Raw genomic sequence first — 16,032 nt, forward strand, 5'->3', positions numbered from 1 at the left:
CGATCAAGAAAGCATGGCGCGATGGCTGAGATAGAAATCTTTAAACTCTTTCTACTCGTCATGGTGCGTTTTTCCGGGCTGCTGGTATCGGCGCCTGTGCTCGGTTCGAGCAACTTCCCCCTGCAGGCCAAGATCGGCCTGGCCTTTTTCGGGGCCATGCTTGTCACCCCCACATTGCCCATGCTCGCGGAAGATCTGCCCGACGCCGTCCTGGGTTATGCCGGTCTGGCGATTGGCGAATTCTTTATCGGCGTGATGGTCGGCTTCGTGGTGGGCCTCGTATTCGCCGCCGTGCAGGTGGGCGGCCAGATTATGGACTTGCAGACGGGCTTCGGCATGATGAACGTCTTCAACCCTGCGCTGGAAACCCAGTTCCCCATCTTCGGCTTTTTCCTATTCATCCTGGCCGTGCTGTACATGCTGGTGGCCAATCTGCACCATGTCATGATCCTGGCCTTCGTCCACACCTTCGATGTCATCCCCATCGGAGGCTTCATGGCCGAGCCCGCCCTCCTGTGGGAGGTGAGCCGGTGGGGCGACGACATGTTCATTGACGGCCTGATCATCGCCGCCCCCGTGGCGGCCGCCATGATGCTCGCCTATGTCACCATGGGCCTCATCGGCCGGGTCATTCCCCAGATCCAGCTTTTTGTCGTGGGCTTTCCCATCACCATCGCCACGGGCCTCATGGTGGTGGCCCTGAGCATCGGGCTCTACGTCCAACTGCTGGACGGCGTCTTTGACCGCACTTTCATCCGGGTGGACACGCTCATCCGGGGCATGGGCTGAGACTGACGCATGGCGGAAGATACCGGCGGAGAAAAGTCGTTACCGGCGAGCGGACAAAAAATCCAGCGCGCGCGGGAAGAAGGCAATGTCGCGCGGAGCCAGGATCTCAGCGCGGGCATCGCCCTGGCCGTGGCCCTGGTGGCCCTGGTATTTTTTGGACAGATGAGTTTCGACACCATGCTGGACGCTTCGCGTTACTATCTGGGCCACGCCCATGAGCTCACGCTGGACCAGACCACGCCCCTGCAATTGACCGTGGGCGCCCTGCGCTTTGTGGCCCTGGCCACGCTGCCCGTCGCCCTGGTGCTGCTGGCCGCAGGCATGCTGATCAATGTCGCCCAGGTTGGCTTTCTGATGACTTCGAAGCCGCTGGTTCCGAAATTCTCCCGCATCGACCCGATCAGCGGCATGCAGCGCTTCTTTTCGCTGCGCTCCGCCATCGAGCTGATAAAGTCCGTCCTCAAGCTGGTGCTCGTACTCGTCGTGGTCTGGTTCGCCATCCGCAACCGGGTCGAAGAGTTTGTCGTCCTCCAAGCGATGACGCCCATGGCCATTCTCTACGCCGTCTGCGATCTGGTCTACGCCGTGTGGTGGCGCATCGCCCTGGTGATGGTGCTGCTGGGCCTGGCGGACTACGGCTATCAGCGCTGGCAGCACCTGCAGGACCTGCGCATGACGCAGCAGGAGGCGCGTCAGGAAACGAAGGAAATGGAGGGCGACCCCCAGATCAAGCGGCGCGTGCGCCAGCTCCAGCGCCAGATCGCCATGCAGCGCATGATGAAGGATGTGCCCAGCGCCGACGTGATCATCACGAACCCCGTACGCTTCGCCGTGGCGTTGCGCTACGACATGGGCAACATGGACACCCCCGTCGTCGTCGCCAAGGGTGCGCGCAAGATGGCCGAGCGCATCCGCGATCTCGCCACGGAGCACAATGTCCCCATCGTGCAGAAACCGGAACTGGCCCGGGCGCTATACAAGAGCATCGAAGTGGGCCAGGGCATCCCGGAGAATCTCTTCCGTGCCGTGGCCGAGGTGCTCTCCTACGTTTACCGTATTGATCGGCGGCGGGACAAGATCCGCGAGCGCGAGGCGGCGTGGGCCGGCGGGGAGGGCCGCTAAGCCATGGCAGCACCCTTCCAGCGGCGCGCGATGGCCGCCTTCGGACAGAACCAGGACCTCTACCTCGCGGCGGGCGTTATCTCGATCCTGCTGATCGTGTTCATCCCTTTGCCCACGGTCCTGATCGACGTCCTGCTCACCATCAACATTTCCGTGTCGGTCGTGGTGCTCCTAAGCACCATCTACATCCAGCGCCCGACCGAATTCTCCGTCTTTCCGGCGCTGCTGCTCATGCTGACCCTGTTCCGGCTGAGCCTGAACATCGCCACGACGCGCCTGATTCTGGCCCAGGGCGACGGCGGCAATGTGGTCGCCGCCTTTGGCAGTTTCGTAACTTCCGGCAATGTCTTCGTCGGTATTGTCATGTTCTCCATCCTGGTCATCGTCCAGTTTGTGGTGATCACCAAGGGCGCCACGCGCATCTCTGAAGTAGCCGCGCGCTTTACCCTCGACGCCATGCCCGGCAAGCAGATGGGCGTGGACTCGGACCTGAACGCCGGCCTTCTCACCGAGCAGGAAGCGCGCAAGCGCCGTCGCGATATTGAGCGCGAAGCCGATTTCTACGGCGCCATGGACGGCGCCACGAAGTTCGTGCGCGGCGATGCCGTCGCCGGCCTCATCATCACGATCATCAACATCGTGGCGGGCTTCGGCGTGGGCATCTACATGATGGACCTTGATGCCCGACAGTCCTTTTTTCTGTTTACCACGCTGACCATCGGCGACGGTCTCGTCTCTCAGGTGCCCTCGCTTATCATCTCGATTGCCGCCGGCCTCGTCGTGACGCGGACGGTGTCCGATGAGAACCTGGGCAAGGACCTCAGCACCCAGTTGACCCAGCAGCCCCGGGCGCTGGCCGCGACCGCCGGCCTGCTGGTGCTGGCCGGTCTGGTGCCCGGCCTGCCAACCCTGCCCTTTGTCGCCGTGGGTATATTCCTCGGCATCCTGGCCTATTTCTCCGGCCAGATGGTGACCCAGCGCCAGGCCGAATCCGAAGCCGAGGCCACGCGCAAGGCCATCGCCTCGGAGGAACGCCCCCCCGCGCGAACGGAAGACCTCCTCACGGTGGACTCCCTCAAGATCGAGCTGGGCTACGGGCTTATCACCATGGCCGATCCGGGACAGGGCGGCGATCTGCTCACCCGCATCCAGGTGATCCGCCAGCAGATTGCGACCAAGATGGGCTTTATCGTGCCCGTGATTCGCATTGTGGACAACATGCGGCTGCGCCCCAACGAGTACCAGGTGAAACTGCGCGAGTCGGTTATCGCCTCCTACGAGCTCATGCCCGATCACTTTCTGGCGATGAACCCCGGCCTGGTGGAAGAGGAGATCGAGGGCTACCCGACCCAGGAGCCGGCCTTTGGACTTCAGGCGGTGTGGGTGCCCTCCCGCGATCGGGACAAGGCCGAGCGCCTGGGCTACACCATCGTGGAACCTACGGCGGTTGTGGCGACCCACCTCACCGAGCTTATCATGGGTCATGCCGACGAACTGTTGACCCGCGAAGACGCCCAGGTGCTGGTCAACCACCTCAAGGAATCCGCCCCAACGGTGGTGGAAGAGCTCATGCCCAAGCTGCTGAGCATGGGCGAACTCCAGAAGGTGCTCCACAACCTCCTGCGCGAGCGCGTCTCCATTCGCAACCTGGAAATGGTGCTGGAAGTGCTCTGCGACTATGCCCCGCGCACCAAGGACACCGAAGTACTCACGGAATACGTACGCCACGCGCTGGCCCGGGAGATCTGCGGGGCCTACAGCGACGAAGAGAACGTCCTGCGCGTGGTGACCCTGGCGCCGGAACTGGAGCAGGAGATTCTCAGTGCGGTGAACAATGCCCAGACGGGGGACTATATCCCCGTGCCGCCCGATCGCTCCGACGCCATCAGCACCCGCTGCGCCGCCGCCCTCCAGCCCCTCGTGGTCAGCGGGCAGGATCCCGTCGTATTGACCTCGGCCCCGGTGCGGCGCTATTTTAAGCGCATCGTGGAGCGGCATATCCCCAAGGTCGTCGTGCTGTCTTATAACGAGATAGACCCGGCGGTCGGCCTGGAGAGTGTCGGCCAGGTGAGCGCATGACATGAGCCAGCAATTTCACAAGATACGCGCCCGAACCCTCGACGAGGCCTGGCGCCAGGTCCGCCGCCAATACGGCCCCGAGGCCCTTGTGATCAACACGAGCGACGTCTACGAAGGCGGCTTTTTCGGTCTCTTCGGCCGGAAAATGGTCGAGTTGACCGCCTGTGTTCCCGTGAATTCCCTTGCCGCCCAGGTACGCACGCCCGGTGCGCCGGGCTCCGCCGCGCTGCGCAAGTACGGCGAAGCCAGCAAAACCACCGCTGCGCCCGCCAACGCGCCCGGGGAAACGGTGGAGTATTTCGAGCGCCTTGTCCGCGATGCCCAGCAGCGCATGAACGCCGCGCCAGGCCCACGGAGCGAAGCGCCAGCCGCGCCACCCCGAGCGGAGGCGCTGGCCGCACCGCGCGTCCAGGCCGCCCCTTCCCCCGTGTTGCCTTTTCCCAAGCAGGAAAGCGCCACGACTTCCCCGGCGGTGCAGCGCGAGCTCCAGGAAATCCGGGAAATGATGGAGGTGCTCTACGCCGAGAGTCCCGGCGCGGGGCTGCCCTCGGAATTCGCCCCCCACTACCGCACCCTGATTGAGCGGGGCGTTTCCCGCAAGGTAGCCGCTGTGCTCATCGGCGCGGTAACGAAGAACTCGGATTTGGCCATCATGCGCGATCAGCGCGTCTTTGCCGAGCGCCTCCACATGGAGATCCGGAAGATCCTCCACGGCACCGGCGGTCTGGCGGTCCAGGCGGGTGAGTGCCGCGTCGTCGCCCTCTGCGGCGCCACGGGCGTGGGCAAGACCACCAATCTGGCCAAGCTCGCCGCCCACTTTGCCGTGCGCGAGCGCTCCCGCGTCGCCCTTATTACGGCCGACACGTACCGCGTGGCTGCGGCGGAACAATTGAAGGTCTACGCCAACATCATCGGCCTGCCCATGCGGGTTGTCCACAACGAGCGCGACATGGACGCGGCGCTGAAGGAATTCGGCGACTATGATCTGGTGCTGATCGATACCGCCGGAGGGAGCCAGTTCAACCTTGAGCAGATTAACGAGCTCAAGAACTGCCTCCGCGCCGCCCGCCCCCACGAGACCATGCTGGTCATGAGCGCGAGCACGCCCCTCGACGACATGCGTAATATTGTGGCCAATTTCAAATGCTGCACCCCCACTTCGGTGCTGTTTACCAAGATCGACGAAACACGCCAGTACGGCGCGATGCTGAGTGTCCTGGCCGAATCCGGCCTGCCGATGAGCTATCTGAGCACCGGGCAGAACGTGCCCGACGACATCTGCCTCGCCTCGCCCGCCGTCATGGCGAACCTGATTCTGGAAGGTAGTATTAAACGTGGCTGATCAAGCACAACGACTCAGAACCATGATGGGCAACAAGGCCAATGTGGCCCGGGTTATCGCCATCACCAGCGGCAAGGGCGGCGTGGGCAAATCCAATACCAGCGTCAACCTTGCCATTGCCCTGGCGGCCCAGGGCAAACGGGTGATCCTCATGGACGCCGATCTGGGCCTGGCCAATGTGGAGGTGCTCCTCGGGCTCAGTTCGCTCCATAATCTCGAGCATGTCATCGAGGGCGAGAAAACCATGGCCGAAATCCTCGTGCGCGGCCCCGGCGGCATTTCCGTCGTGCCCGGCTCCTCCGGACTCGCCAAGATCGCCGACCTCACCCACGCCGGCCGCCAGAACCTTCTGGGCGGTTTGCAGGATCTTCAGGCCCAGAGCGACTTCATCATTCTCGATACCATGGCCGGTATCGGTCGCAATGCCGTGGCCTTTTCCCTGGCCGCCGACGAAGTGATCCTCATCACCACGCCGGAGCACCCCGCCATTGTGGATGCCTATGCCATGCTCAAGACCCTCTATGCGAACCAGCCCGATACCGTGGTGCGCCTGGTGGTCAATATGGTACCCAACCCGGCCCTCGCGCAGGCGGTTTACACCAAGATGTCCGGCGTGGCCCAGCGCTACCTGGGGAAGAACATCTCCTTCCTCGGCTACCTCGCCCGGGATTCCCACGTGTCCCAGGCCGTTATGCAGAGCAAGCCCTTCATGATCGCTTACCCCCACGCGCCAGTCTCGCAGTGCATGAACCAGATCGCAAGCCGCTTGCTCCAGCAACAGACCCCGAAGGAAGGTCAGAAAGACGGATTCTTCCGCCGCTTCGCCCAGACCTTTGGCCTCGCGGGAAATGGCTGATCAGTAAACACAGGATTTCGGCTGACGGCAGCCCCCTATTCCTCCGGTGATTCGACCGTCACGGATGAAAGTCCGAATTGCCGATCCAGCCAACAGGCCATCTTCTCGATTTCTTCCCGCACGGTGGGCCAGGAGTGGTCGCCGCCGGGCTTGATGATGAGTTCGGCTGCGCCTCCCTGGGCCTGTACCGCCTCGACGAACTTGATGGATTGTTGCGTGGGCACAAGGGAATCGGCGTCGCCGTGGATAAGCAGAAAAGGCGGCAGGCCGGGTTTGATCTGGTGCAGCGGCGAGATCGCTTTGGCCGACGCCTCGATTTGCTCGTCCGATTTACCCGTCAGACCATCGCGGAATACGAGTTGCCCCTGCATCAGATCGAGCCCGTATTTCTTGCCGTTCCAGTCGAGGAAGTCGGTTGGCGGACAGAAAACGCCCACAGCGGCCACCTCCGTGCCGAGGCGCAGCAAGGGATCCACCGCGGCGGGATCGCCCGGTTCGGAACAAGTGGCCGCGAGGAGCGAAAGATGTCCCCCCGCCGAGGCGCCAACCATGCCCAGGCGTCCAGCGTCGATACCATACTCTGCGGCGTGGGCCTTCACGTAGCGGATGCCGGTCTTCACGTGGGCCAGCATCTGATCCGCAGTAAAGAGGGACAGGGAGCCGGGGCGCACGGCGAAGACCGTGTAACCGTGGGCACAGAGGACATCAAAGAAGCCAAACTTCTTGTGGGCATCCATCATCCCCCGATCCGATTTCCAGGCGCCACTGGTGACACAGATGATACCGAGACGCTTTGCCGGGCCGGCGCCGGGCTGGGGCGTGAAGACATCAAGCAGAAGCCCCACACCATCGGGTTCCGCGTAGACCACGTTCAGGGTCTGGGTGTACGGCACTTCTTCGCTCGGCACGGAAGCCGCTGCGAGAATCAAAGCCGCCAAGAGGATTGAACAGGTATACTTCACGGTGCTGTCGTCCGTAGGCTAACGATGAGGCAATAGTTCGTGGACAACGAATTGTCTCCCTTTGCGAGTGGACGAACCACTTGGTTTGTACGAGAAGCCAACGGAGGAAAGCGGTATCGGCATTCTCTGCCGGCTTATCATTTCAGAAGCGCCAGTAGTCTCTCGAAGCGACCGGCGCTATCTTTGAGTCCGCCCGAGCGGTTGCGGGCAAGCCACAACTGGCGGAACTCGGGAATAAGCGGCTCCAGTTCGGCGGCGAGTTGGAGACGCTGTTCGGGCGGCAGCGCGGAGGTGGCTACACCGCCCGCACGGATACGCGCAGCGCCCAGGCGGCAGGCGAATTTCGCCAGGGCCGCGTTCATTTGGAATTCGGCCTTGATCAGCCCGGCATCGGGACCTTTCATATCCGCGCCCTCGATACGGGCTATCGCATTGTCGATAAAGGCGATGGTCTTGTCGAGATCCTCGGCCTTGAGTCGCTCAAAGCCATCCGTATTCAGCGGCTTCTCCACGCGGTGCTGGAGCAACATGTAAAACACGGTGTTGTTGCCAAACTCCATGCCGGTCTGCTTGTATGCGTTTCCGAGATCACAGGCCGCCTTCCCCATCACGCCGGCCGCATCGAAGAACGCATAGCGATCGGCCATCGCGGCAGGATCGAGGTCCTCGTTCGATGTGAAGCACCAGCTTAGCGCCGCGCCGTACAGAAAGGGGACATAGGACACCGGCTGGAACTGCCAGTGACCGCCATCACCCCAGTCGGTCATCAGGAAACCTTCGCCGCCATGGGCGATCCCATTTTCCGCGGCATTACGGATATTGCCGAGTGCGTTCTCCGTGCGGCCCAGGAGCGTGTTCCAGGAGGACGTGCCGGGAACCACGTAGAAGCGGACGCCGTTGTCGTGAAAACGCTTTGTATGCTCGGCATAGGGGTGATTGGCCTCGTAGCCCCATTCCATGGCGACCAGGTCTTTGGGCAGTTCAGGGATCAACTCGGGGTGATTATTGATGATATCGGCCCAGAATTGCATGGACTTGCCGTTCTCCTGCACGACGTCGCGGATGCGCAACAGAAATTCGAGATACACCCGACCGACGCCACGCTGCTCGACGGCCTCTTTGCTGCGGCCCTTGCCGAGGCTCCACGTCTCGTCGCAGCCCACGTTAAAATACGGGCTGGAAAAGTTGGGCAGCATGAACGTGTACATGGAACGCAACAAAGCGATCGACCGGGGATCCACGGGACAAAGATCCGAGCCGTTCGGGGTCTCGGCCAGGTCCGCGTACTCCGGGCGGGAAAGCCATCGGTTCATGTGGCCGAAGGAGTTCTGGTTGGGCACGAGCTGGACATAGCGTTCGCGGCAGTAGCGGTCCAGATCGCGAACTTGCGCCGGTGTCATCGGCGAAGCGTCTTCCCACACCGCGTGGTGGCCCTTGTACGCAAATGTATGTTCGGTGTAAAGCTGAAGTTGGTTGTACTTCCACGAGGCGAAGAGGTCGACGAGTTCATACAACGTCTTCATTTCCGGGACCTTGTCCCGGGCCACATCGAGCATCACGCCACGGTTGGGAAAATCGGGATGGTCGGCGATGCGGCACAGCGGGATTTCACCGCGCTCCCGCGATAGCGTCGCCAACTGCCGGAGCGTCTGCGCGGCGTAGAACAACCCGGCTTCGTCATGGGCCGTCACCGCCAGCTCGGCCCCTGCCCTTCCAGCGGCGATGACAATCTCATAGCCCTGGGCGCCGGGCACACGGGCGGGGTCGATGGCTATCCTGTGTCGCCGCGACTGAAGCGTCCTTCCCTTCGCCCGGGGAAAGGCATGGATGGCGTCCGCCAACGCCCCGCCCAACACCGGGGGAAATGCGTCCAACTCCAGATCACCGGCCGGGTCGAGGCCCGCGGCGGATCCACCCACCTCCATCGTGCGCGGGACCGGCAACAACGGCCAGCCATCATGCGCCGGCGCGATGTGTGCCGAGGTCGGTGGTAAGTGGGCCGTTCCGGGGGCCGTTGCGCATCCGGCGGCGGCAATCATAATTCCTGTAAGCCCTGCGTTCATCCCCCGTCGAAATAGTGACATGCGGACTTCCTTCCCTGAACGGCTGTGTTTGTGTTCCTGTTCAATTTCATAGTGGTCATGGGATGCCCCCGAGCGGTGGCCCCGACGCGCTCACTCCTGTCCCTGCTCCTTGACGTCCGCTCTCGCGATAGGTTGGACATTTTCCTTCGGCATCCAGCGGCCCAATTCGTCCTTCAACGCCGCGTACTGCGCGTCACCCGCAAGGTTGGTCCATTCCATTTCATCGTTGTCGTGATCGTAAAGCTCTTCCGTGCCATCGCTGTAGCGGATATAACGCCATTTGGCCGTGCGCACCGCGTGGTTGTTGTAGCCGAAGGTCGTCAACGCGGGCCGCTCCCGTGTTGCGGACGGATCGCGCAACTGGGGCACGAGGCTGAGCCCGTCGATACCTTCCCGCGCGGGCAGGCCGCAGAGCTCCGTCAGCGTGGGGTAGATATCGATAAGGCCCACGGGCACGTCACATCGCTGCCCCGGCGTGATGCCGGCGCCCGCAAAGACGAGAAGATTCCGCGTGGCCTCTTCCCACAGGGTGAACTTGCGCCAGTGCTCCTTCTCACCCAGGTGCCAGCCATGATCAGACCAAAGCACGATAAGGGTGTTATCCCGGTGCGGGCTCGCCGCCACGGCATCGAGTAATTGGCCTATGCAGGCATCCGTAAAGGCAATGCTCGCCATGTAGGCCTGCACCGCCTCCTTCCACTTGCCGGTTTCCAGCACGCGCTTGTGATCGCCATTGGGCTTGGCCGCCGCACGACCCAGCGGGGGCACGTCATCCAGATCGCCCGCTTTCACCCGGGGCAACTCGATCTCATCAAGGGGATACATATCGAAATACTTCTGCGGGACGTACCACGGGAGATGGGGCTTGAAAAGGCCACACGCCAGGAAAAAGGGTTTATCCTGCGGCGCCGCCAACTGTTTGCCAACCCACTCGACCACCTGCCCATCGCCCATGTCCGAATCCGCCACATCGAGCGGACCCCAGTCGAAGTGGGTCACCGCCGCCGCGCCCGCCTTCCAGGGTATCTGGGGAGGCTCCGGATCCTTCGGAGAATTCCTTTCCTGCGACGGCCAAAACGCGTCCCATGAAGCGGCGTGCGGATAACGCCCGTGGTAGATCTTCCCGCTGCCCATGGCCGTGTAGCCGTTGGCCATGAAGTGCTGCGGCAGCGTCACCGCCTGCTGCAACATGGGGCTCGTGCGCCAATCCTGGTTGTTTTCATAGACGCCGGATCGCGAAGGCAGAATACCCGTCATCAGCGCCGTCCGCGAGGGATTGCACAGGGGCGAGGCACAGTAGGCCCGCGTAAAGGCCGTGCCCTGGGCCGCAAGACGATCCAGATTCGGCGTCTTCACCTGGGGGTTGCCCCCAAGGAAGCCCGGCCAGTCGTTCAGATCATCAATGGCGATGAACAGCACATTCAAAGGACGTTTTGCTTCGGCGGTCTCAGCGCTGTGTGCCACCGTAGAAACGAGGATCCATGCGACGACGGTCGCCATGCGGCATGCACGAGTCAAACGCGAATTCCTGGTCATGGGGCGATATCTCCTCAAGTTATAGGTCACCAGGAACAGCGTAGCACAGATAGGCGAGATGGACCAGCCTCATGTGCGGGCAATCTGGAGGAATGACATGTGACACACGAGTTCATTCACTATTCTCCATTCCCCCGCCCTTGTGCTACAGTGATCAAATCCCCCATGCAAGGCATTTCGAAGACGGCAAGGAGCCCCCAATGCAAATGACACGCGCCATCATCACGCTTTCGTTGAGCCTGACCGCCACCATGGCCCTCGCCGCGCCGCCGCGACCCGAGCCGCCCGTGCGCGCGCCTTCCATCCCCGCAACGGAATTGCCCGACGGCGCGGTGCCGCCCTCCGACGCGAACGGCAACTTCATCATCGGACCGACCCATGCTCCAGCGCCGGAAATGATCGTGCAGGAGGGCATCCCGGAAGGCACGATTCACGAACTCACCATGCGCTCGGAGGACAGCGAGATCTACCCCGGCATCGCGCGGGAGAAGGACACCTTCGGCACGCCCGATCCCGAGAACAAGGCGAAGCTCATTGTCACCACAAGCCACCCGGCGCCTTATGTGCGCAAGGTCGCCGTCTATGTTCCCGCAGGCTATACCCCCGGGACCGAAGCTCCCTTCATCGTGGGCGCCGACGGCCCCGACACGATGCTCTTCACCGCCCTGGACAACCTCATCGCCCAGAAGCGCGTGCCCGCGATGGTCGCCATCTCCATCGGCAACGGCAGCGGCGACGCCCAGGGCAGCCAGCGCGGATTGGAGTACGACACCATGTCGGGCCTCTACGCCGAGTTCGTGGAAACCGAAGTGCTTCCCCTCGTCGAGCGCGAATGCAACGTGAAGCTCACCAAAGACCCCGAAGGCCGCGCCACCATGGGCTGCAGCTCCGGCGGCTCCTGCGCCATGATCATGGCCTGGTACCGTCCCGACCTCTACCGCCGCGTCCTCACCTTCTCCGGCACCTACGTGAACCAGCAATGGCCCTGGAACCCCGAAACGCCCATGGGCGCCTGGGGCTTCCACCAGACCCTCATCCCCCAGAGCGAAAAGAAGCCCCTCCGCATCTGGATGCACGTCGGCGACAAGGACCTCCTCAACCCCAACGTCCAGCGCGACGACATGCACGACTGGGTCGAAGCCAACAACCGCATGGCCCAGGCACTGGCCGCAAAGGGCTACGACTACCAGTACGTCTTCGCGAAGAACGCGAAGCACTGCGAGGGGATCGTGAAGCAGCAATTGCTGCCTACCGCGCTGGAGTATGTGTGGAAGGGGTATGGAGACTGACGCACCGCGAGAAGTATAAAGAGGCCCGCGCAATTGGCGAACCCGACGGGTGCCACCCGCACGCGGGCCGCCTCTGGCGGCCAACAGCTTGCGGGTGATGGGACTTCATGCCGGAGCGGACACTCGAACCGGCACGTAACACAGACAAACAATAGGAAAAGCACCATGTCCGACAAACCATTCAGACCCGCCTTCGACGAAGAGCACGCCGCGGCCTACGACGAGCGCTTCGCCCGACTTGCCCCCTTTAAAGACGCCCTTCATCTTGCCATGCGCGGCCTGCTCGCCGAGCTCCCGGTGAACGCCCGCATCCTCTCCGTTGGCGCGGGCACCGGGGCGGAGTTGCTCTACCTCGCCAACGCCTTCCCCGGCTGGACCTTCACCCTCGTCGAGCCCGCCCCCGCCATGCTCAACCGCTGCCGCGAAAAGGCCGCCGTGGCCGGGATCAACGCCCGCTGCACCTTTCACGAGGGCTACCTCGACGCCCTCCCCCACGCCGAACCCTTCGACGCCGCCACCTCCATCCTCGTGTCCCAGTTTGTGCTCATCCGCCAGAAGCGCGTCAACTACTTTCAGGACATCGCCGCACGCCTCAAGCCCGAAGGACACCTCGTCACCGCCGACCTCGCCGGCGAACCCGGAACAACGAACTTCGAGGCCTGGATCGCACTCCAGAAATACAACGGTTCCAGTGACGAACAAGCCGATCAATACCGAACGGCCCTGAAAGAGCACGTCGCCGTCGCCCCACCGAAAGAAGTGGCCGACATCATCACCGAAGGCGGCTTCGACACGCCGACGCTGGTATGTCAGACGCTGTTGATACATATGTGGCATTCGCGCAAAGGCCTTGGAACTTGACCTTTCGTCATACGAGTGAACTGGCGCCCCTGAACTAACGTCACGATGCCTTGCTGTAAGAACGATGCGCAAGGCTGAGAGCGCGGGCGTCTCGCCTGCATCATGTGCCGCAGGCACATGAAAGTACGACGAGGCTCCGCTTACGGTTGGCGGCGCGACGTGCATCACTGGTGCGTAATGCAGGCCGGACGCCTGCGCTCCCAGCCTTGCGCGTCCTCTTGAATGAAAATCGTGGTGTCGCGAGCTTGTGAACACGGCAATGAGCCAACCAATCCTGGAGTATCAACTGTCGATTACGTACGAGCTCATCATCTACTGGAGTGAAGCCGATCTGACCGGCGCGTTGTCGCAAGAAGTTCCACGTCGCACTTGCCATTGACATACAAAAACCATCAAAGTACCCATAGCTTTCGCCCCGGCACAGAAACTCAGAGGAGCCAGCGTTCTTATGAAAAGCCCAAACAAGTCAAAGGCGCTCGTATTCGCAGGCTTGCTGGCCGTGTTTACACTTGTGACGTTTCTTATCACCAATTCAGGCGTGGATGACGGACCCGACCATGGCGCTCGTGTGTTCCAAACCACCCTGGGCACGATCACGGGGCCGCTCACCGGGGCGATTTCCAGGGGATTTCAGGATTGCTGTCTGAGCTTCTCGCTTTCCGTCATGATGTATTGCGGACCCGTCCTCGCGATTGGGTTCGCGGCCCAGTTTCTTCGACTTCCGGATCTTAGATGGGCGCGCGTGCTGAAAATGGCCCTGTGGACTATCGGTTGGCTGGCGTGGTTCGGCGGGGGCATCTTGTCTTTCGGGCACGCCCTGTCATAGATTGAAGGGCGCCTTCCTCCACCTGTCAGCAAAGGATTACTTTCATGGGCGCCATCTCGCCAGTCCCAACAGCATTCCGCAGGTGCGCCGTCGCGCTTTTTCTGACCTTCTTCGCCGCGCCGACCCACGCCCAGATCACCTCGGGCGTGGGCGAGGCGGGCGGCGCTCCGGTGCTGATGATCAACGGCGCGGCCCATCCCGGCGCTTCGTACATGACCTATGTGGGCGTGGGCGATCCGGCGAAACCGAGCGCGCAGTTGACGCGCTATGTGAACGGCTTCGGCGGCGCGGGCTGTGATTTCTTCACCTTCGTGATCGACCTTGGCGGACTCTATGGCTATACCCCCACGGTGTGGCCGGAGCCGGATCGCTTCGATTTCACCTACTTGGATGCGTCCGCGCGGGCGGTGTTGGCGGCGGGCGGGCCGGAGGCGAAGTTGATGATCCAGTTGTACATGGACACGCCGGCGTGGTGGTCCGCGCAACACCCGGAGGAGCTGCTGCGCCTGAGCAATGGCGAGACGACCTTCGGCGAGAAGCTCTTCGCCCTGCCGCGCCCGGGGGAGCTGCCCTCCATCGCGTCGGACGTGTGGCGTGCCGACATGAAGCGGGTCATCGAGGTGCTCATCGATCACGTGGCGCAGTCCGACTATGGCGCGCGGGTCATCGGCTATCAAGTGACGGGGCAGAAGACGCAGGAGTGGTATCACTGGAGCATGAACACGCCCGAGCTGGGGGATTACTCCGCGCCGATGGTGAAGGCGTGGCGCGGGTGGCTCCGGGCCCGCTATGGCACGGACGAGGCCCTGCACGCCGCGTGGCACCAACCCGATGCGACGCTGGACACGGCGGCCATCCCCACGAAGGAGGAGCGCTACGGCGCGGCGGACGCGACGTTCCGCGATCCGGTGAAGGAGGCCCATGTCATCGATTTCCACCGATTCTGGTCGGACATCATGGCGGACACCATCGCGTACTTTGCGGGGGTGGTGAAAGAGAAGACGGGTCACACAAAAGTGGTCGGGGGCTTCTACGCCTATTCCTTCGAATTTGCCGAGCTCGCGGAAGACGCGGGGCACCTGGCCCTGGGCAGGCTGATGGAATGCCCGGACCTCGATTTCATCATGGCGCCCGCGAGCTACCACCGGCGCAACCTGAAAGGTGGCCAGAGCTGCTTCCGCGCGCCGCTGCTCTCGCTGCGCCAGCACGGGAAACTCTTCTGGAACGACTTTGACCCGGCGAGCTTCAAGATCCTCGACAAGGACAAGGCCGCGCTGGCCCCGTGGATCGATGTGCTCGCGGTGACGGACACAGCGGAGGAGTTCACATGGATGATGGGCCGGGAGCTGGGCAATGCCCTGGCCAACGGCGTGAACATGGCCTGGTTCGACCTTCACGGCGGCTACTACGACGACCCGACGATCCTGGCGCACGTGGCCAAGCAGCGGAAGATCCGCGAGGCGGCCCTCGGGCGGGATCGGCGATCCACCGCGCAGATCCTCGTGGTCTTCGATGAAGACTCCATGCACTACCTGAAGTTTCGCGATCCACTCGTGCGCAAGGTGCTCATCGAGCAGCTCGCCGAACTGCCCTTCGTCGCGCCTTATGATTCCATGCTCCTTTCCGATCTCGGGCGCGTGGACCCGGCGCAATACAAGCTCGTGATCATGGCCAATACCTTCAAGCTCGACCGCCCCCAGCGCGATGTGCTGTCCCAGACGATTCTTCGCGATGGGCGAACAGTGCTGTGGCTCTATGCGCCGGGTTATTTCGCCGAGCCGGGCACACCGGGAAGCGCAGCGGCGATGGAGGCCCTCACGGGCATCCCGATAGTATCCGTCACCGCCGATCAGGTCGTCGCGGCGCCCCTTCTGGCCAGCGGCGCCTCGGTGGAGATTCCGCCCATGCAGGGCCAGCAATTCGCGGCGCAGGCAGCCGACGGTACCGTGGCCGTGGTGGGTAACGCGGGCCGGGAAGGCTGGCGCTCGGTCTATTCGAGTCGCGTCCCTCTGCCCGCGACCTACCTGCGCGAAATCGCCTCGGCGGCCGGAGTACACCTCTACAGCGACAACCCGAAGGATCAGGTCTACGCCAGCGGCGCGTGGCTGACCCTGGCTGCAAGCGGGGATGCCGGGCCGAGAACCATTCGCCTCCGCACACCGGCCACGGTGCGCGATGCCTATACTGGCGCGGAGATCGCGACGGGCGCCAGCGAGTTCACGGCGGACTTCAAGCCCTGGGAAGTGCGGTTGTTTGAGCTGGAGTAGGAGCGTACCCTGCGGCGAT

12 protein-coding genes are annotated in these 16,032 nt (G+C 62.8%); 9 read left to right on the plus strand and 3 right to left on the minus strand.

The window, feature by feature from the left end:
* Window positions 1–21: 21 nt before the first annotated feature.
* Genes fliR through JNK74_12045 form a run of 5 tightly spaced genes read left to right on the plus strand, consistent with a single transcriptional unit; the run spans window position 22 to window position 6,188 of the window.
* The gene (gene fliR / locus JNK74_12025; protein MBL7646905.1) at window positions 22–789 is read left to right on the plus strand and encodes a flagellar biosynthetic protein FliR; all 768 of its coding nucleotides are present in this window, start codon (window positions 22–24) and stop codon (window positions 787–789) included.
* A 9-nt stretch (window positions 790–798) separates the two neighbouring features.
* The gene (gene flhB, locus JNK74_12030) at window positions 799–1,911 is read left to right on the plus strand and encodes a flagellar biosynthesis protein FlhB (GenBank protein MBL7646906.1); all 1,113 of its coding nucleotides are present in this window, start codon (window positions 799–801) and stop codon (window positions 1,909–1,911) included.
* Window positions 1,912–1,941: 30 nt separating this feature from the next.
* On the plus strand, window positions 1,942–3,990 hold the full coding sequence (gene flhA / locus JNK74_12035; GenBank protein ID MBL7646907.1) for a flagellar biosynthesis protein FlhA: 2,049 nt from the start codon (window positions 1,942–1,944) through the stop codon (window positions 3,988–3,990).
* Between the two features lies 1 nt (window position 3,991).
* On the plus strand, window positions 3,992–5,332 hold the full coding sequence (flhF, locus tag JNK74_12040) for a flagellar biosynthesis protein FlhF (GenBank protein ID MBL7646908.1): 1,341 nt from the start codon (window positions 3,992–3,994) through the stop codon (window positions 5,330–5,332).
* On the plus strand, window positions 5,325–6,188 hold the full coding sequence (locus tag JNK74_12045) for a MinD/ParA family protein (protein ID MBL7646909.1): 864 nt from the start codon (window positions 5,325–5,327) through the stop codon (window positions 6,186–6,188). The genes flhF and JNK74_12045 overlap by 8 nt, the downstream gene beginning before the upstream one ends.
* A 35-nt stretch (window positions 6,189–6,223) precedes the next feature.
* Here JNK74_12045 and JNK74_12050 read toward each other — a convergent pair whose 3' ends face one another.
* The 3 genes from JNK74_12050 to JNK74_12060 form a co-directional block, all read right to left on the minus strand.
* On the minus strand, window positions 6,224–7,150 hold the full coding sequence (locus tag JNK74_12050; GenBank protein MBL7646910.1) for an alpha/beta hydrolase: 927 nt from the start codon (window positions 7,148–7,150) through the stop codon (window positions 6,224–6,226).
* A 137-nt stretch (window positions 7,151–7,287) separates the two neighbouring features.
* On the minus strand, window positions 7,288–9,234 hold the full coding sequence (locus JNK74_12055) for a family 20 glycosylhydrolase (GenBank protein ID MBL7646911.1): 1,947 nt from the start codon (window positions 9,232–9,234) through the stop codon (window positions 7,288–7,290).
* 90 nt (window positions 9,235–9,324) lie between these two features.
* A complete protein-coding gene (locus JNK74_12060) occupies window positions 9,325–10,770 on the minus strand; it encodes a sulfatase (GenBank protein MBL7646912.1) in 1,446 nt (481 codons plus the stop codon).
* A 200-nt stretch (window positions 10,771–10,970) separates the two neighbouring features.
* On the opposite strand from JNK74_12060, the gene JNK74_12065 reads away from it, so the two are divergent.
* The 4 genes from JNK74_12065 (at window position 10,971) to JNK74_12080 (ending at window position 16,013) form a co-directional block, all read left to right on the plus strand.
* Window positions 10,971–12,059, plus strand: a complete 1,089-nt coding sequence (locus JNK74_12065) for an esterase family protein (GenBank protein ID MBL7646913.1) — start codon at window positions 10,971–10,973, stop codon at window positions 12,057–12,059.
* 165 nt (window positions 12,060–12,224) lie between these two features.
* On the plus strand, window positions 12,225–12,920 hold the full coding sequence (locus JNK74_12070) for a class I SAM-dependent methyltransferase (GenBank protein ID MBL7646914.1): 696 nt from the start codon (window positions 12,225–12,227) through the stop codon (window positions 12,918–12,920).
* Between the two features lie 448 nt (window positions 12,921–13,368).
* Entirely contained in the window at window positions 13,369–13,746 is a 378-nt protein-coding gene (locus JNK74_12075; GenBank protein ID MBL7646915.1) for a hypothetical protein, read from the plus strand.
* 44 nt (window positions 13,747–13,790) lie between these two features.
* Entirely contained in the window at window positions 13,791–16,013 is a 2,223-nt protein-coding gene (locus JNK74_12080; GenBank protein MBL7646916.1) for a beta-galactosidase, read from the plus strand.
* The last annotated feature ends 19 nt before the right edge of the window (window positions 16,014–16,032 follow it).

The organism is Candidatus Hydrogenedentota bacterium, from assembly GCA_016791475.1.
Lineage (GTDB): Bacteria > Hydrogenedentota > Hydrogenedentia > Hydrogenedentales > JAEUWI01 > JAEUWI01.

Coding starts and splice junctions, on each gene's coding strand:
- fliR (MBL7646905.1), top strand. CDS start 22: ATGGCTGAGATAGAAATCTTTAAACTCTTTCTACTCGTCATGGTGCGT.
- flhB (MBL7646906.1), top strand. CDS start 799: ATGGCGGAAGATACCGGCGGAGAAAAGTCGTTACCGGCGAGCGGACAA.
- flhA (MBL7646907.1), top strand. CDS start 1,942: ATGGCCGCCTTCGGACAGAACCAGGACCTCTACCTCGCGGCGGGCGTT.
- flhF (MBL7646908.1), top strand. CDS start 3,992: ATGAGCCAGCAATTTCACAAGATACGCGCCCGAACCCTCGACGAGGCC.
- JNK74_12055 (MBL7646911.1), bottom strand. CDS start 9,234: ATGTCACTATTTCGACGGGGGATGAACGCAGGGCTTACAGGAATTATG.
- JNK74_12060 (MBL7646912.1), bottom strand. CDS start 10,770: ATGACCAGGAATTCGCGTTTGACTCGTGCATGCCGCATGGCGACCGTC.
- JNK74_12065 (MBL7646913.1), top strand. CDS start 10,971: ATGCAAATGACACGCGCCATCATCACGCTTTCGTTGAGCCTGACCGCC.
- JNK74_12070 (MBL7646914.1), top strand. CDS start 12,225: ATGTCCGACAAACCATTCAGACCCGCCTTCGACGAAGAGCACGCCGCG.
- JNK74_12075 (MBL7646915.1), top strand. CDS start 13,369: ATGAAAAGCCCAAACAAGTCAAAGGCGCTCGTATTCGCAGGCTTGCTG.
- JNK74_12080 (MBL7646916.1), top strand. CDS start 13,791: ATGGGCGCCATCTCGCCAGTCCCAACAGCATTCCGCAGGTGCGCCGTC.